The organism is Orlajensenia flava, from assembly GCF_004801905.1.
GTDB lineage: Bacteria > Actinomycetota > Actinomycetes > Actinomycetales > Microbacteriaceae > Orlajensenia > Orlajensenia flava.
Window position 1 is genome coordinate 1,103,787 of record NZ_SSSN01000003.1, and the last position, 16,243, is coordinate 1,120,029.

Here is a 16,243-nt window from a genome sequence, read left to right on the forward strand (position 1 = left end):
GTTTCCTTTCCTAGGGCTGAGGTGAAGGCAAGGGAGCCGCCACCATGGTGCAAGGGCTCTTACGAGACCCCGAGTTGTCCTGAGAGGACCATGACGGCCGCGCCGCGCAGAACGATGTCCTGCCCTTGCGTGGTCATCCGAAGCGTCAACGCACCCGTGAACTGGGCCATCGTGCGCGTTCGGATCGTCTCGATGGCCGCTGTCGCCAGTGGGCCGTCGAGAAGCTCGGTCGGGCCGCTCAAGACGATCTCCGAGAGATCGAGGGCTCCGACGACGGGGGCGAGGGTGATACCGAGCCGGCGGCCCGCCTCCCGAAGAATTGTGTCGCGCTCGGCGGTGTCGTCCGGTCCGAGCGGGGCGAGCCGTGCGGCCAGACGCGGGGCGGCTAGCCAGGCTTCGAGGCAGCCGGTCTTGCCGCACGCGCACAGCGGGCCCCCGTCGGTGCCGACCACGACATGGCCGATCTCTCCGGCCGCGGATGCCGAGCCGAACAGCGGCATGCCGCCGAGGAGCAGGCCGGCGCCGACGCCGTGGCCGACCTTGACGAGCATGACGTCGCCGTCCGCTCCGCCGAAGCTGTGCTCCGCGAAGATCGCCGCGTTGGCGTCGTTGGCCACCAGGACGGGGACCTCGAAGCGCTCCGCGAGCGTCGCCTGCAGAGCGACGCTCGTCCACCCCAGGTTGGGCGCGGTCAGCACCACTCCGTCGGTGTTGACGACGCCCGGCGAACCGACGCCCATGCCGAGGACCGGGCCGTCGGCGAGCGCGACGGCGGCATCCGCGACCTCGATGACCTTCGCGATCGCCTCGCTGCCGACAGCGTTCTCGAGGGGGACCTCGGCGCGAGCGAGGATGTCGCCGCCGAGGTCGAGGACCGCTCCGCGGAACACGTCGTCGTCGCTCAAGTCGATGGCGATGATCTGGAAGGCGCTGCGGTCGAAGTCGAGCAGCGTCGCCGGCTTTCCCGGACGGGCGTCCTCGCGCTGGCCGAGCTCGACGATGAGTCCCTCGCCGATGAGTTCGGCGACGAGGTCGGAGACGGTGACGCGAGTGAGCCCGGTCTCGCGCGCCACGTCCGCACGGCTGAGCCCCGCTGAGCGGTAGAGCGTCTGGAGCACCAGGGAGCGATTGTGCCCCCGCGCGTGCTCGGGCAACACCTTGGCAGTGGGCCGAAGGGCCTTGCCGTGTGAGAGCTGCGTTGCCGTCATGGTTTGTAAGTAAAGCTTACGAACAATCAGCGCGCAAGCACGGGAGGGAAATTAGTCAGGCTTCTTTACAAACCTGTGACCTTGACGAAACACAGACACACGAAGGCCCCGGGTGCATGCACCCGGGGCCTTCCTGATTGACCCTCTAGAAGAGGATCACGAGGTAGCTCGCGGCACTCTTGGAGCCGCTCACCTCAGGCGTACCAGCGAAGCTCGCCTTCACCGAGTAAACACCCCTGCCGAGCTTCGGCAGGGTCAGGGTGACCTTGCCCGCGCTGTCCAGCACGCCCGTGACCGTCTTGCCGCCCACCTTCACCTTCACAGGCTGGCCGGCCACATCGCCCTGGGAGGCGACCGTGATCCGAGCCTTGACGGTCAGGAACGACAGGCTCACCGGCGTCGACAGCTTGAGCGAGATGGTCGATCCGTATGGCACCATCACGGCATCCGACGTCGCCGTTCCCGACGGGCGGTCAGCAGCGCTGGCCGTCACGACGACCGTGAGGCTCGCGCCCTGATCGGCCTTCGTCACGACGTAGGTCGCCGACGTCGCTCCCGCGATGTCCACTCCCCCGCGCTGCCACTGGTACGCGAACGTGAGCCCATCCGTGTCCCACGTACCCGGGCTAGCCGTCAGCGTCGACCCGACAGCGGGCGTTCCGCTGATGGTCGGCGGCGCGGTGTTGACCGGTGCACCCGGAGCGGGAGCCTCACCCGACGCGACGTTCACCTTGGTGAACAGCCCCGTGTCGCCGTAGCTGACGAGACCGAGGTAGAGCGTCTCGGGAGCAAGCCCCGTCCACGATGCCGTGTACGTCGCCGGCGTGCCCTGAACGGTGTTGAGCACCGTCGGGTTCACCGTGAACGCTCCGTCACCCGAACCCGGCACGACCTGGAAGGTGCGCAGATCCCACGCGGTGGAATCCGAGCCCTCGGGAATCGAGAACACGTCCACCTTCACGTCGTAGGTTCCGGCGGTCGGGTTCGGGATGTCCACACGCTCGTCGCCCGATGCCGTTGCCGACACGTACTGCTCGTCTGCGTTGCCGTCGGCATCGAGGTGAGTGACGGTCAGGTCGAGATCGGCCTTGTTGTCGAGCGCGTCGAGATCGAACCGCGCCATGGCCAGGCCATCGGCGATCGTCGTCGTGTAGTGGAACGAGTCCTTGGCCTTTCCGGATCCCGAGTGGGGCGCAGCAGCGCCGGTCGGGTCGGGAACGATCACGCCCGGAGCGAGCCCGGCCGTCGCGAGAGGCAGTTCGCCCGTCTCACCCGGGGTGACCGTCACGTCCACCGATCCGTTGATCCCCGTTCCGGAGACCGATTCGGGAGCGGCGACCGCGACGGGGCGGACGGCGATGGGGCTGCGCGCCACGACGTCTCCGCTCGTCCACGAGAGCGATCCCGTGGCGAACGTGTCGAGAGCGGCATCCGTGCGCGTGAACGTCACCGTGTAGGACTGGGTCTCGCCCGCGGCACCGAAGGTGAGCGTCGACGGGGTGACCGCCACGTCCACACCGTCGAGACCGGCGGTCGACGCCGTGAACGTGCCCGCCTGGGTCGAGGTGACCGTGCGGGTGACCGTCTGCGTTCCCGCGAGGGATCCGATGGCGATCGACGCCAGGTTCAGGTCGCTCGGGTCGATGGCCGTGACGCCGTTCAGGCTGCTACCGGAGTATCCAGCGCCCTTGATGTAGGCCAGCCAGTCCGCCGGACCGTTGAGGTAGAGCAGACCGGGCGAGAACATCTTGGTCGGGTCCTCGTGGCCGGCTCCCTGGGTGAAGGGATCCGTCACGGGGGCGCCGTTGGCGTCTACCGTGTCGTAGGCCGTCGTCATGAGTGCCGACTTGATCTCGGCCGGGGTGGCCTTCGGGTGAACGCTCAGGTAGAGCGCCGCCGTTCCGGTGATGTGAGGAGCCGCCATCGACGTCCCGGAGAGGAACTCGAAGCTCGGCTTCTCGCCCTCGGCGTTGGCACCGGCCGCGAGGATCGCGACGCCGGGCGCCGTGATGTCGGGCTTGAGGATGTCGCTGCCGTCGGCCTCCACCGGTCCGCGCGAGCTGAACCCGGCCACCTGGGGAGTGGCAGGCTCGATGCCCGTGAGGTTGCCGTCCTGAAGGGTGACCGTGGCTCCCGGCGTCGCCGAGTACGCGTAGGTCGCGTCCCAGGCGGTGTTCTGCAGGTGCACAGTCGGAACCGCGTGCGCGTCGGTGTCGAGCGACGACGGCGTCTTGTTGACGAGAACCATGCCGATGCCGCCGGCGCGCTTGACCTCGGCCGACTTGTCGGTGCGGGCGTAGACGCCGCGCTGGCAGAACACGATCGTACCGGCCACCTTGGTCGGGTCGAGCGATCCCGGTGCGCACAGCAGGGTGTCTGCCGCGGTCGTCGATCCGTTGCCGACATTGTCAGCGCGGACGAACGGTCCGGTGAGCGGCTCCTTCGGCGCGGTGATCGAGGCACCGGCGAACGCGGATCCGTTGCCGAGCGTCGCCGTCGCCTCATAGGACGGGATGGTCGACGCGGCGACCGTGGTGTACCACGGCGAGGCGTTGTCGAGGGTGGAGGGGGCCGGCCCCGAGTTGCCCGCCGAGGCGGACACGAAGATGCCGGCCGTGGCTGCGGACAGGAAGGCCTGGTCGGTCAACGAGACCGTCGTGGCCGCTGCGCTGCCGCCGATGGAGAAGTTGATCACGTCGACGCCGTCCTTCGTGGCGTCGTCGATCGCCTTCAGCATGTCGGCGGTCGTACAGCCGTCATCCGTCGTGACGGTTGGGTCGGGGCCCGACCAGCACACCTTGTATGCAGCGATCTTGGCCGCCGGAGCGACACCGGAGATGTCGCCGAAACTGCGGTCGAGCACCGAGGACTCGACGCCGTTGTTCCCGGCTGCCGTGCTCGCGGTGTGCGATCCGTGTCCGTCGCCGTCGCGTGGGGAGACGTACTCGCCTTGCGCGACGCTTCCGAGGTTCTTCTCCCCGAAACCGTCCACGTAATACCGGGCGCCGATGATCTTGGTGCTGCAGTCGGCGGCGGTGAATTGGACGCCCGTCTGGCAGATGCCCGTGAACGTGTTGCCGTCAGCTTTATGGAAGGTGATCGTCGAACCGTTGAGGTACGGGGCGTCACCGTCAGTCGTGCCGAGCGGGTCGCCGGCGAACGAGGGGTGCTCGGGCGCGATGCCGGTGTCGATGTCACCGACGACGACTCCCTTGCCCGCGTTGCCGACTCCTCCGAGCTTGTCCCACACTCCGCCGGCACCGTCGAGGCCCAGGAACGTCGTGGACGGTGTCGCATCCGGGTGGGCCATCTCGTCGGGGACGAGGGCGAGGACGCCCTGCTGCTGCGAGATCGCCTTCGCCTGCGCGGGGTCGAGCGCGGCCGAGAAGCCGTTGAGGGTGACGGTGTAGGACTGGTCGACGGATGCTCCGACGGCCGCCGCTGCATCGTCCTGCTTGCCCTCGAGGTACTGCGAGTAATCCTGAACGGGAGCCGAACGGGCATTGAGCTGCTTGCCCTTCGACTGCGTCGCCTGCAACCCGTCGACTCCACCGTCGTAGGTCGCGGCCGGCTGATCGTCCAACAGGACGATGTAGCGACCGGCGTGATAGTTCGTGCTGGATTGGACCAGCGGCGCCCAGTTGCCGGGCTTCGTCGGCAGTGGTGCTGCCGCTGCCGGTCCCACGACACCCGCAAGCGCCGTGGTTACGAAAACGGCACCGCCCAGCAGTGCTGCGACGGTGCCTTTCAGTCCGGAGGATCGTGTCCTCCGTGTAGCGGTCAGTTCCACTACGTCCCCGTTCGATAGATTCCCGTTCACGCCCCCGGATGGGGGGCACATGAGAGAGAACCTATCCCGCGGGTGCCGTGCCTGAGAAGACCCTCAGGTAAATCAGTTGTTACGGATTTCCGCCCGCCGATCCGGGGTACAGGGCACGACCGGGGTACAACGCGAACGGCCCGCCTCCACTGGAGACGGGCCGTCGCGATGCTGGAACTCAGCCCAGGCGAGCCTGCAGGTTCTTCGAGATCGACTCGAGGAACTGCTCGGTGGTCTCGTAGCCCTGCTCAGGACCGACGAGCAGCGCGAGGTCCTTCGTCATCGAGCCGCTCTCGACGGTCGTGATGACGACGTCCTCGAGGGTGTTGGCGAACTCGATGAGCTCCTGGTTGCCGTCGAGCTTGCCGCGGTGCGACAGGCCGCGCGTCCACGCGTAGATCGACGCGATCGGGTTGGTCGAGGTGGGCTTGCCCTGCTGGTGCTGGCGGTAGTGGCGGGTCACGGTGCCGTGGGCGGCCTCAGCCTCGACGACCTTGCCGTCGGGAGTGGCCAGCACCGAGGTCATCAGTCCGAGCGAGCCGAAGCCCTGCGCCACGGTGTCGGACTGCACGTCGCCGTCGTAGTTCTTGCAGGCCCAGACGTAGCCGCCCTCCCACTTGAGGCTGGAGGCGACCATGTCGTCGATGAGGCGGTGTTCGTAGGTGAGCCCGGCCGCGTCGAACTTCTCCTTGAACTCGGAGTCGAAGACCTCCTGGAAGAGGTCCTTGAAGCGGCCGTCGTAGGCCTTGAGGATGGTGTTCTTCGTCGAGAGGTAGACGGGATAGTTGCGGTCGAGACCGTAGTTCAGCGACGCGCGGGCGAAGTCCCTGATGGAGTCGTCGAGGTTGTACATGCCCATGGCGACGCCCGACCCGGGCGACTGGAACACCTCGAACTGCTGGGGCTCTCCCCCGTCCTTGGGCGTGAAGGTCATCGTCAGCGTGCCCTCGCCCTCGAAGCGGAAGTCGGTGGCGCGGTACTGGTCGCCGAAGGCGTGGCGACCGACGATGATCGGCTTGTTCCATCCCGGCACGAGACGGGGGATGTTGGAGATGATGATCGGCTCGCGGAAGATCACGCCGCCCAGGATGTTGCGGATGGTCCCGTTGGGCGAGCGCCACATCTTCTTGAGGCCGAACTCCTCGACGCGCGCCTCGTCGGGCGTGATCGTCGCGCACTTGACGCCGACGCCGTGCCTGAGGATCGCGTTGGCCGCGTCGACGGTGATCTGGTCGTCCGTCTCGTCGCGCTTCTGGATGGAGAGGTCGTAGTACTCGAGGTCGATGTCGAGGTACGGGTGGATGAGCGAATCCTTGATGGCCTGCCAGATGATGCGCGTCATCTCGTCGCCGTCGAGCTCGACGACGGTGCCTTCAACCTTGATCTTGGACAATGGGTGATCTCCTCGAACGATTACGGGCCGATCGGCCCCGACAATCCTACAAGAGGTGGGTAACTATCTTGACATCGAGATAGTTGTGCCGCTCTGGGCGAACGGCGACGTGCCTCACAGCATCCGGCTACCGGCGGCAGGCCCGCGCAGGCTAGCCTTGCACGCATGGGTGAGATGAGACTGGAAGCACTGTCGGCCTCGAACATCGCTGCCGCGAACAACCTGGGTCTGAAGCCCGGTCAGGAGCAGTTCATCACGCCCGTCTCCTACTCCGCCGAGACGGCCGTGATCGATCCCGGCGCCGCCTGGCAGCGTGTCGCGGTGCAGGAGGAGAAGGTCGTCGGGTTCATCCACGGCAACTTCGATCCCGACAACGACCACGAGGAGTTCCGCGCCTGCATCTGGCGCATCAACGTCGACGCGGATGCCCAGGGCCAGGGCGTCGGACGATTCCTCGCCCGTGGGCTCGCGGAGGAGGCGCGCTCGCGCGGCATCGAGCGCATCACGGTCATGTGGGAGCCGGGCAGTGAGGGTCCCGAGGCGTTCTTCCTCCGCATCGGTTTCGTCGACATCGGCCAGACCCAGTACGGCGACGTGATCGGGGCGATGACGCTCTGAGCGCCTCGCCTCCCGCGGGCTTCGTCGAGGCCGTCCTCGACATCGTCGACCGGATCCCGCCCGGACGGGTGGCCACCTACGGCGACATCGCGGCCATGCTGGGCTCCCGCGGCGCTCGGGTGGTCGGCCAGGTGATGGCCTACTACGGGTCGGATGTCGCGTGGTGGCGCGTCATCCGCGCCGGAGGTCATCCGCCCCGCGAGCACGAGGACCGCGCGCTGACGCACTACCGGGATGAGGGCACCGCGCTGATCGAGACGCCCGCCGGCTACCGCATCTCCCCCAGTGCGCGGTGGCACCCGGAGTTCGCGGACGAGTAGGTCACCGTCCGTCGGTGCTCTCGGCACCGACGGACGCGCGCTCGGCGTCCGTGAGCGCCGGGACCTCGGGTGAGCCCTCTGGCGGGATGCGCGCCGTCACCGTGGTGCCGCGACCGTCGAAGCTCTCCACGAGCACAGTCCCGCCGATCGCCTCCATCCGGTCGACCAAGCCGATCAGACCGCTCCCTCCGCCGAGCGTCGCCCCGCCGCGACCGTCATCGGAGACGCTCACCTCGAGTCCTCCGGCCCCCACTCGCACGCACACCCGCGCCGCCGATGCGCCGGCGTACTTGGCGACATTGGTGAGGCACTCGGCCACGAAGAAGTAGACCGTCGCCTCGGTGAGCGGCGCCAAGCGGCCGGGCACGTCGAGCTCGACCTCGACCGGCACCGGAGTCCGCGCCACGAGTTCGGCGATCGCCATCCCCAGCCCTCCGACGGTGAGTGAGGAGGGATGGATGCCGCGCGCCAGCTCCCGCAACTGCCGGAGCGCGTCGGTGAGTTGTTGCAGTGCCCCCTCCAACTCGTCGACGAGCGCCTCGTCGCTCGCCGCTCGCGCGCTGCCGATGGCCATCCGCAGGCTGAGCGCCAGCGAGACGAGCGACTGCTGCGATCCGTCGTGCAGGTCGCGTTCGATCTGGCGCCGCGCGACGATGCCCGCCTCGATGATGCGCACCCGCGACTCGCGAACCTCCTGCAGCGTGGCTTCGAGCTCCGTCCGCAGGCGCGAGTTGTCGACCGAGAGTCGCATGGCGGATGCGACCGCGTCCAGCAGCCCCTGGTACTCCCGCAGCGCGACGTCGTGGTCGATGAGCGCCAACCGGCCGCTGGCACTCTCGATCGCGAGCCGTGTCCGCAGGCGCCCCGGCGTCGCGTCGGTGTCGAGCTGCTCACCGCCGCCATCCCGGTATCGGCCCCGGGTCACGTCCCACCAGAACACGCGCAGCCGCGGATCGCGCAGGGTGTCGGCGAGCGCGGGCTGCCAGAACTCCCGTTCGACGCCGTCGCGCGTGAGCACGACGAGGTCCGAGACCCGGCCGCGCATGCTGCGGATGTACATCAATCCGGCCACGAAGCTGATCGGGATCGATGCCGTGCCGAGGTAGCCGAGATAGACCACGAGCGGCAACGCGGTGACGCCGAAGGCATCCGACGCAACCTCGTAGGCGATCGCGGCGCACCACAGGATGAGGGCGACGGGCATGACGAAGGCGATGTAGCGCGCGGGGGTTGTCCCGCGCGACCATCGCACGATGACCGTGACGATGATCAGCACGATCAGCAGGATGCCCACGCCGCGGTAGGCGAGGTTGATGACGTTGTACAGGCCCCAGTCGGGCACCACGACGTAGGCGTTGGGGGCGCAGCCGCACTCGGGGGTCGCGTAGGGCGCCAGGAAGAGCAGCGCGAGCATCCGCACCAGCCCGCCGCCCACGCCGAGCGCCAGTGCCCAGAACTCCAGCCGCCCCGGCAATCGCCCCGTCGGGTAGATCACGACGAGCGCGGCCTGGAGGACCGCCCAGACCACCACCAGCGATTCGAAGATCGGCCACACCGAGCCCAGCGGCCAGGTCGCGGCGATGAAGGGCGGCGGGATCCAGAGGAGGGCGATGACGATCATCAGCCGGCCGGGGACGGGCGAGTCGGCCACCTGCCAGGCCAGCCACGCGCAGACGGCGTAGGTGAGTCCGGCTGCGGTGTGGATGACGGTGCGGGTCAGGGAGTAGGGCACGGGCATCGCGGCCGCCGTGTAGCCGATGACCTCCTCGGTGATGATGATCGCCGAGGCGAGGAGTACGAGCAGGAGCCTGCGCACCTGCAGCGCGGTCATGACGGTCCGAGGAGGCGCAGCACCGCGAGCACCCGGCGGTGGTCGTCGGGCGATTCGTCGATGCCGAGCTTGGACATGATGTTGCCGATGTGGGTCTCGACCGTCTTCAGGCTGAGGAACAGCTTGGACGCGATGCCGTGGTTCGACTTGCCCTCGGCCATCAGCGCCAGGACATCCCGTTCTCGCGGGGTCAGCACCTGCACGGAGGCGTTTCCCGGGCGGGAGACCAGCTGCGCGACGACCTCGCTGTCGACGACCGAGCCGCCGGAGGCCACTGTGCGCACCGCCTGCACGAGTCGAGCGGGTTCGGCCACGCGATCCTTCAGCAGGTAGCCCGTGCCGCCTCCCGCACTCATGGCACGGATGGCGTACGCCGGCGTCGCGTACATCGACAGCAGCAGCACGCCGACCGTCGACCCCGACGACCGGAGCTTCTCGAGCGCGACGAGTCCTTCGTCGGTGTAGTCCGGTGGCATGCGGATGTCGAGCACGATCGCGTCGACGGGCCGTTCGCGTACGGCCTCGAGCAGCTCGCCGGCCGTGCCGACCGAGACGACGACCTCGCAGCCGCCCGCCTCGAGCACCGAGGTGATGCCCGTGCGCAGCAGCATGGCGTCGTCGGCGATGGCCACCCGCAGCGGGGTGGTGGTCTCTGAATCCTGCTGAGCGTTCATCGGTGTCCAGTCTCGGAACAACTCTGTCGTGCGGGCGGCTCAGGCGACGAAGGCTCGAAGCCCCGGTCCGGAGAGCTCATCCTTCGGGATGAAGCCGTCCGCGCCGCTCGATTCGATCCTGCTGCCGTAGTCGCTGCGATCACGACTCGATGTGAGAACGATAGCGAAGGTTCCGAGCCCGCGCAGCGTCGGGACGACGTCGAAGCCCATCGCATCGGGCAGCATGACGTCGAGCAACACGAGATCGGGCAGCATGTCGCCGATCAGTTCCACTCCTCGGGCGGCGGATGCGGCGTCGCCGACGACCTCGAAGCCGTCGGCTTCCAGCAGCCGACGCACCTGATCGCGAAACACGTCGTGATCGTCCACGATCACCACCCGAGAACTCATGCCCCCATTCTGTGACCCGACCGGCCGCGCATCCGAGCCCCACGATGAAGATCGGGGCTGGCCCTGAGAGCACCTGCGGGGAGCACACCGATGCCGCACACCCGGTCGGGGGTGGACCATGTGAGGGAACTCGCGATCAGGACGCGCCGGGCACAGCGGCAGCAGACGATCGCATTCCAGGGCCATCCTCCGAACCCGAGCGCGGAGAGGCTCAGCGGAGTTCGACAGGAAGGGCGACCCGAACCCGACGGGTCGCCTTTCCTGTGTCTGCAGGCGTCCCGCGCGGCCGTGACCCCCGTTCAGGGCTGCCACCCCGGTGGCCCGGTGCTCGCCCGGTGTCGAGCGTTCCGCCGACGGACGAGCATCGCAGCATGAGCCGCCACCGTGGACGGAGCACACCGTTCGTCTGGATCAAGCGCTACCTCGTTCCCGAGTTCGTCGGGACGGGGGCGTCGCTCCTCGGCGCGTGGAGCGGGTACGCGACCACCGGCTCGCTCGTCGTGGCAGCCATCGTCGGAACCCTCGCTGAGACGATCGGCTTCTACGGCGTCATCGCCGCGCGGACGGCGCTCGGCCACGCCCGGTCGGGGCGCGTGCGAGCCTCGTCCCCGCGCTCGCGCGGCGGGGTCGTCGCCCTGCTGACCGTGCGATCCATCGTCGCGGAGTTCGTTCCGGCCGAGGTCGTCGACACCCTCGCGGTTCGGCCGCTCCTGCTCTACGCGGTCCCGGCGGCCACCGGCAGTGGGCTCTCGGGATGGCTGCTCGGCAAGCTCGCCGCTGACCTGGTCTTCTACACGATCGCCGTCACGAGCTTCGAGGCCGGCCGCCGACTGATCCTCCCCCACTCCCTCAGCACCCGGAAGGCGCACTCCTCATGAGCATCACCTCGATCGCGTTGTTCTCCCCCGAACCGACCGTCGCGCCGGTGCGTCGATTCCCGTCGCACCGCGAGCGCGTCCGCTCCGACCTCGCCCGCTACTCCCGCTCGATCGACCTGTTCTCGCTCGTGCGCGAGCACGGCTCACCGCTGTTGGTGCTCGATCCCTCGCGCATCCGTCGACAGGTGCGACGCCTCGCGCAGCAGCTTCCCGGCGCCGCAGTCCACTTCGCCACCAAGACCCTCCCGCATCCGGCAGCCCTCCGCGCCGTCGCCGACGCGGGCGGCTCCTTCGAGGTGGCGTCGCGGAGCGAGATCGACCAGCTGCGATCGCTCGGAGTCGACCTGTCGTCGGCGATCCACACGCATCCCATCCGCTCGCGGCTCGACATCGACCACGCCCTGGCCGCCGGGGTGCGGCGCTTCGTCGTCGACAACCCCGGCGAACTGGCCAAGCTCGCCGACCTGCCGGCGGACGCCGACATTCTGGTGCGACTGAGCTTTCCCAATGCGGAGGCGGGGTGCGACCTGTCGACGAAGTTCGGTGCGACGATTCCCCAGGCCGTCCCGCTGGTCGAGGCAGCCGTGCGACTGGGCATCCGGGTGGCGGGCTTCAGCTTCCACGTCGGAAGCCAGACCACCGCGGCAGCGCCGTTCGTGGAGGCGATCGCAGCGACGACACGCCTCATGACCTGCCTCGAGATCCGCCTCGGGCTGCACTTCGACGTGCTCGACATCGGTGGAGGGCTCCCCGTCGAGTACGACTCGCCCGTCGCCAGGCTGCCGAGGCTGGCATCGGGCATCCGTCACGCCATCCGCTCGTCCGGGCGGCACGATGCCCTCGTGCTCGAACCGGGCCGCTTCGTGACGGGCTCGGCGATGACCCTCGTGACTCGGGTCGTCGGTTCGTCAGAGCGCGTGGACGGCACCTGGCACTACCTCGACGACGGGTTGTACGGGAGCTACTCGAACATCCTGACCGAGGGGGTCCATCCGCTCGTCTTCGCCGCCAGCGAGCTGCGCGGAGACGCACCGCGCCGCCGGGAGCCGGTGACGCTGGCCGGACCGACCTGCGACAGCATCGACGTGATCGCTCGGGGTCTCGAGCTTCCTCCGCTGCACGAGGGAGACCTGCTCGTGAGCCCGATGATGGGCGCGTACACCACCGCGACGGCGACGGGCTTCAACGGCCTGCCGCCGACGCAGGTGGTGGTGCTGGATCGCTGAGGCTCAGACCAGCGAGTCACGCCACGCAGCGTGCAGCTGGGCGAAGCGCCCGGTCCCGTCGATGAGCTCGTCGGGTGATCCATCCTCGACGATGCGTCCGTTCTCCATCACGAGCACACGATCGGCGATCGCGACCGTCGAGAGGCGGTGGGCGATGATGACGGCGGTGCGATCGGCGAGCAGGGTCTGCAGGGCCTCTTGGACGAGTCGCTCGCTCGGGATGTCGAGCGAGGAGGTCGCCTCGTCGAGGATCAGCACCGCGGGATCGGCGAGGAACGCGCGCGCGAACGAGATCAGCTGTCGCTGTCCGGCGCTCACCCGCCCGCCGCGCTTGTTAACGTCGGTGTCGTAACCGTTCGGGAGGCCGCGAATGAAGTCGTCGGCACCCACCGCCTGCGCCGCGTGGATGATCTCATCCATCGAGGCCCCGGGACGACCGATGGCGATGTTGTCCGCCACCGATCCCGAGAACAAGTAGGCCTCCTGCGTGACCATGACGATCGCGCGCCGCAGGTCCTTCGGATGCAGGTCGCGCAGGTCGATTCCGTCGAGGCTGACCCGTCCGTCCGTCGGGTCGTAGAAGCGCGAGATGAGCTTCGCGAGGGTCGACTTGCCGGCTCCCGTCGACCCCACCAACGCGATCGTCTGCCCCGCCGGGATGTCGAGGTCGAACCGCGGCAGGATCATCCGGTCGGCCCGATAGGCGAACTCGACGTCCTCGAACCGCACCCGACCCTTCGCCGACCACAGGTCGACGGGCTTGGCCGGGTCGAGGACGCCGGGCTCCTCCTCGAGCACGCCCGAGATCTTCTCCAGCGCTGCGGCGGCCGATTGGTAGGAGTTGTAGAACATCGCCATCTCCTCGATCGGGTCGAAGAAGCGCCGCGTGTAGAGCAGCGCGGCCAGCAGCACGCCGATGGCCAGCTGCCCCTCGATCACGCGGAACCCGCCGACGAGCAGCACGATGCCGACGGTCACGTTGCCGATGAGCACCAGGCTGGGGTCGAACACTCCGAACAACTGGATGACGCGCGCGTTGACGTCGCGGTAGTCCTCGGTGAGGTCGCCGAACTCCTTCTCGTTGCGCTTCTCCACGCGGAACGCCTTGACGGCACGAATGCCCGTCATGGTCTCGACGAACTTGACGATCAACCGGGCCGACGCGACCCGCGAGCGCCGGAACAGCGTTTGCGAGCGCCTCTGGAACCAGCGGGTGAGGAAGAACAGCGGCACCAGCGAGCACATCAGCACGACACCGGAGACCCAGTCGAGCCAGAACAACGCGACCGCGATGAAGCCCATGTAGAGCACGCCGCGGATGAGATTGTTGATGCCCTCGTCGAGCAGCTCGCGGATGGAGTCGAGGTCGCTGGTCTGACGCGAGATGATGCGCCCCGACGTGTACGACTCGTGGAACTCGAGGCTGAGCCGCTGCGTGTGCAGGAAGACGCGGGTGCGCAGGTCGATGAGGATCGCCTGCGAGATGCGCGCGCTCAGCACGGTGTACCAGGAGATCAGGGCCGCGCCGGCGACACCGGTGAAGAGGTAGGCCCCGCCGGCGAGCGCCAGCGGCATCCAGTCCTGCTTCATGAGGGCGGGAAGCCCTTGGTCGATGCCGATCGCGATGAGGGCGGGCCCGGCCACCTGGAAGGCGGTCGAGATCACGATCACGGCGATGCTGATCGCCACCCGCTTGCGCTCGGGGCGCAACAGGCTGCCGAGCAGGCGCAGTGACCGGCGGCGGATCTGCCGCGACTCCTCGGGAGTGAAGTCGTGGCGCTCCTCCCCCTGTACACCGATGACGCTCATCGGGTCACCTCCTCACGGTGTTCGAACAGATCTCGATCGCCCTCGCGGGCGCGTTCGCGCTTCTCCTCGTCCTCGAGGCTCGAGATGACGAAGCGGTAGTGCTCGCTGGAGGCCAGCAGTGCCGAGTGCGTCCCGACGGCGGTGATGCGGCCGTCCTCGAGGAGCGCCACCCGATCGGCCAACATCACCGTCGAGGGGCGATGAGCGACGATGAGCGCGGTCGTGGAGGCGAGCACCGTGCGGAGGGCTGCCTCCACCAGCGCCTCCGTGTCGACATCGAGGGCGGACAGAGGGTCGTCGAGCACGAGCACGGCGGGCTTGGCGGCCACCGCCCTGGCCAGCGCCAGCCGCTGACGCTGGCCGCCCGAGAGGCTCATGCCCTCCTCGCCGACGAGCGTGTCGACGCCATCCGGCAGGTCGTAGGCGAACTGCGCCTGCGCGATGTGCAGGGCCTCATCGAGCGCCGCATCCGCCTCGGTGCTGCGCTCCCCGAACTCGGGACGCCCGAGCAGGACGTTGTCGCGCACCGAAGCCGAGAACAGGGTGGCGTCCTCGAACGCCATCGCGATGTGACGACGCAGCTCCTCGCGGGTGAGGTCGCGCACGTCCACGTCGTCGAGGCGGATGCTGCCGCCGGTGACGTCGTAGAGGCGCGTGGCCAGCGCGGTGATGGTCGACTTGCCCGAACCGGTCAGGCCGACGAGGGCCATGGTCTCGCCGGGCTCGAGCTCCAGTTGCACGCCGTCGACGAGGTCGTCGAATCGCTCGGGCGAGTCCTGGTAGCGGAAGTGCACGTCGTCGAATACCAGCCGGCCACGCGGATCGTCGATGGTGACCGGCTCGTCGGGGTCGCGGATGGAGTTCTGCTCGTCGAGCACGTCGAAGAACCGGTCGGTGGCCGTGCGCGTGTCGAGGGTCATCGACAGCAGGAAACCGATCGACTCGATCGGGAAGCGCAGCACGGTGGCCGTCGCGAAGAACGCGACCAGCGTGCCGACGCTGAGCGCTCCGCTCACCGAGAGTCCGGCGCCGACGACGAGGCAGATGGCGAACGCCACGTCGGGCACCATGAGCAGCCACAGCCAGATTCCGGCGATGGCCCTGGCCTTCTCGATCTCGGTGCCGCGCAGTGCCTCGGCCTGCGACGCGAAGTTCTTCAGCGCGTACTTTCCACGCCCGAAGGCCTTCAACACGCGGATGCCGTGCACCGACTCCTCCACGGCGGTGGCGAGGTCACCGGCCTGGTCCTGGCTGCGCCGAGCGATCTGCGAGTACTTGCCCTCGAAGACGAACCCGTAGATCCACAGCGGCACCGAGCAGACCAGGAAGATGAGCCCGAGCACCCAGTTCATCGACACCAGGATGCCGAAGCCCACGATGATGGTGAGCACGTTGACGACCAGCAGGATGATGCCGAAGGCGAGCCAGCGGCGGATGAGGCTCAGGTCTGTCATCGCGCGCGAGAGCAGCTGACCGCTCGGCCAGCGATCGTGGAAGGCCACGGGCAGGTCCTGCAGGCGTGCGTAGAGCGAGTTGCGCATGCTCGCCTCGACGTGCGTTCCCGGGGTGAGCACGAACCACCGGCGCAGACCGATGAGGATCGCCTCGAACACGCCGAGGCCGATGACCGCGAGCGAAGCGGGCACGATCGCCGACGCATCGCCGTCGGTGAGAGGACCGTCGACGAGGAACTGGAGCACCTGCGGGATCGCGAGCGCGACGAGGCTCGCGATCATCGCTACCGTGGCGCCCGCGATGAGGCGCGGCACGGCGGGCTTGACGTAGGGATACAGCCGAAGCAGCGTTCGGATGGTTCCCTGGCGCTCGGGAGCGGGTTGCTGGCGGGGGACGGTGGCAGCCATGTCTGGTCCTGAGAGGTGCGTCGAGCGCGGCGGATGGCCGTCTCGAGGTGCGGATGCGGGGTGTGGCCGGCGGCTGGTTAGCCGGTCCGACGTGCGCTGATCCGGGCGGCGGGCCCGGGCGTGAGGGTGCTGGGCGGTGGTCAGCCGATGGCCGGTCGGGAGGCGGACACGACGACGCGGCCGAGGTGCCCGAGGGTCCGGGTCGTGATCTCGG

The 16,243-nt window shown here is 68.5% G+C and carries 12 protein-coding genes; 4 read left to right on the top strand and 8 right to left on the bottom strand.

Going from position 1 to position 16,243, the window contains the following annotated elements; all coding sequences use genetic code 11:
* Positions 1–59: 59 nt before the first annotated feature.
* The 3 genes from E6C70_RS07200 to E6C70_RS07210 form a co-directional block, all read right to left on the bottom strand.
* A complete protein-coding gene (locus tag E6C70_RS07200; RefSeq protein ID WP_136423595.1) occupies positions 60–1,208 on the bottom strand; it encodes an ROK family transcriptional regulator in 1,149 nt (382 codons plus the stop codon).
* A 145-nt stretch (positions 1,209–1,353) separates the two neighbouring features.
* Positions 1,354–4,998 carry a S8 family serine peptidase gene (locus tag E6C70_RS07205; protein ID WP_235833309.1) on the bottom strand — a complete coding sequence of 1,215 codons (3,645 nt, stop codon included), beginning with the start codon at positions 4,996–4,998 and terminating at the stop codon, positions 1,354–1,356.
* A gap of 208 nt (positions 4,999–5,206) precedes the next feature.
* On the bottom strand, positions 5,207–6,421 hold the full coding sequence (locus E6C70_RS07210; protein ID WP_136423598.1) for an NADP-dependent isocitrate dehydrogenase: 1,215 nt from the start codon (positions 6,419–6,421) through the stop codon (positions 5,207–5,209).
* Between the two features lie 165 nt (positions 6,422–6,586).
* Here E6C70_RS07210 and E6C70_RS07215 point away from each other — a divergent pair, with 165 nt between their 5' ends.
* Positions 6,587–7,039, top strand: a complete 453-nt coding sequence (locus tag E6C70_RS07215; RefSeq protein ID WP_136423600.1) for a GNAT family N-acetyltransferase — start codon at positions 6,587–6,589, stop codon at positions 7,037–7,039.
* The gene (locus tag E6C70_RS07220) at positions 7,036–7,359 is read left to right on the top strand and encodes an MGMT family protein (protein ID WP_136423602.1); all 324 of its coding nucleotides are present in this window, start codon (positions 7,036–7,038) and stop codon (positions 7,357–7,359) included. The genes E6C70_RS07215 and E6C70_RS07220 overlap by 4 nt, the downstream gene beginning before the upstream one ends.
* 1 nt (position 7,360) lies before the next feature.
* Here E6C70_RS07220 and E6C70_RS07225 read toward each other — a convergent pair whose 3' ends face one another.
* Genes E6C70_RS07225 through E6C70_RS07235 form a run of 3 tightly spaced genes read right to left on the bottom strand, consistent with a single transcriptional unit; the run spans position 7,361 to position 10,254 of the window.
* Positions 7,361–9,190 (bottom strand): sensor histidine kinase, encoded by a 1,830-nt coding sequence (locus E6C70_RS07225; protein WP_136423604.1) that lies wholly within the window; start codon positions 9,188–9,190, stop codon positions 7,361–7,363.
* Positions 9,187–9,864 carry a response regulator transcription factor gene (locus E6C70_RS07230; RefSeq protein WP_136423606.1) on the bottom strand — a complete coding sequence of 226 codons (678 nt, stop codon included), beginning with the start codon at positions 9,862–9,864 and terminating at the stop codon, positions 9,187–9,189. The genes E6C70_RS07225 and E6C70_RS07230 overlap by 4 nt, the downstream gene beginning before the upstream one ends.
* Before the next feature lie 39 nt (positions 9,865–9,903).
* Positions 9,904–10,254 carry a response regulator gene (locus E6C70_RS07235; protein WP_136423608.1) on the bottom strand — a complete coding sequence of 117 codons (351 nt, stop codon included), beginning with the start codon at positions 10,252–10,254 and terminating at the stop codon, positions 9,904–9,906.
* 371 nt (positions 10,255–10,625) lie between these two features.
* Between E6C70_RS07235 and E6C70_RS07240 the strand changes: the two genes are divergently transcribed.
* Complete coding sequence (locus E6C70_RS07240) at positions 10,626–11,132, top strand: hypothetical protein (protein WP_136423610.1); 507 nt, start codon at positions 10,626–10,628, stop codon at positions 11,130–11,132.
* The gene (locus E6C70_RS07245; protein WP_136423612.1) at positions 11,129–12,358 is read left to right on the top strand and encodes a type III PLP-dependent enzyme; all 1,230 of its coding nucleotides are present in this window, start codon (positions 11,129–11,131) and stop codon (positions 12,356–12,358) included. The genes E6C70_RS07240 and E6C70_RS07245 overlap by 4 nt, the downstream gene beginning before the upstream one ends.
* A 3-nt stretch (positions 12,359–12,361) precedes the next feature.
* Here E6C70_RS07245 and E6C70_RS07250 read toward each other — a convergent pair whose 3' ends face one another.
* Entirely contained in the window at positions 12,362–14,167 is a 1,806-nt protein-coding gene (locus E6C70_RS07250) for an ABC transporter ATP-binding protein (protein ID WP_136423614.1), read from the bottom strand.
* Entirely contained in the window at positions 14,164–16,029 is a 1,866-nt protein-coding gene (locus E6C70_RS07255) for an ABC transporter ATP-binding protein (protein WP_136423616.1), read from the bottom strand. The genes E6C70_RS07250 and E6C70_RS07255 overlap by 4 nt, the downstream gene beginning before the upstream one ends.
* Positions 16,030–16,243 lie beyond the last annotated feature (214 nt).

Excerpts from the sequence above, each read along its gene's own strand:
- E6C70_RS07200 (WP_136423595.1), bottom strand. The coding sequence starts at position 1,208 with ATGACGGCAACGCAGCTCTCACACGGCAAGGCCCTTCGGCCCACTGCC.
- E6C70_RS07215 (WP_136423600.1), top strand. The coding sequence starts at position 6,587 with ATGGGTGAGATGAGACTGGAAGCACTGTCGGCCTCGAACATCGCTGCC.
- E6C70_RS07225 (WP_136423604.1), bottom strand. The coding sequence starts at position 9,190 with ATGACCGCGCTGCAGGTGCGCAGGCTCCTGCTCGTACTCCTCGCCTCG.
- E6C70_RS07230 (WP_136423606.1), bottom strand. The coding sequence starts at position 9,864 with ATGAACGCTCAGCAGGATTCAGAGACCACCACCCCGCTGCGGGTGGCC.
- E6C70_RS07235 (WP_136423608.1), bottom strand. The coding sequence starts at position 10,254 with ATGAGTTCTCGGGTGGTGATCGTGGACGATCACGACGTGTTTCGCGAT.
- E6C70_RS07240 (WP_136423610.1), top strand. The coding sequence starts at position 10,626 with ATGAGCCGCCACCGTGGACGGAGCACACCGTTCGTCTGGATCAAGCGC.
- E6C70_RS07245 (WP_136423612.1), top strand. The coding sequence starts at position 11,129 with ATGAGCATCACCTCGATCGCGTTGTTCTCCCCCGAACCGACCGTCGCG.
- E6C70_RS07250 (WP_136423614.1), bottom strand. The coding sequence starts at position 14,167 with ATGAGCGTCATCGGTGTACAGGGGGAGGAGCGCCACGACTTCACTCCC.
- E6C70_RS07255 (WP_136423616.1), bottom strand. The coding sequence starts at position 16,029 with ATGGCTGCCACCGTCCCCCGCCAGCAACCCGCTCCCGAGCGCCAGGGA.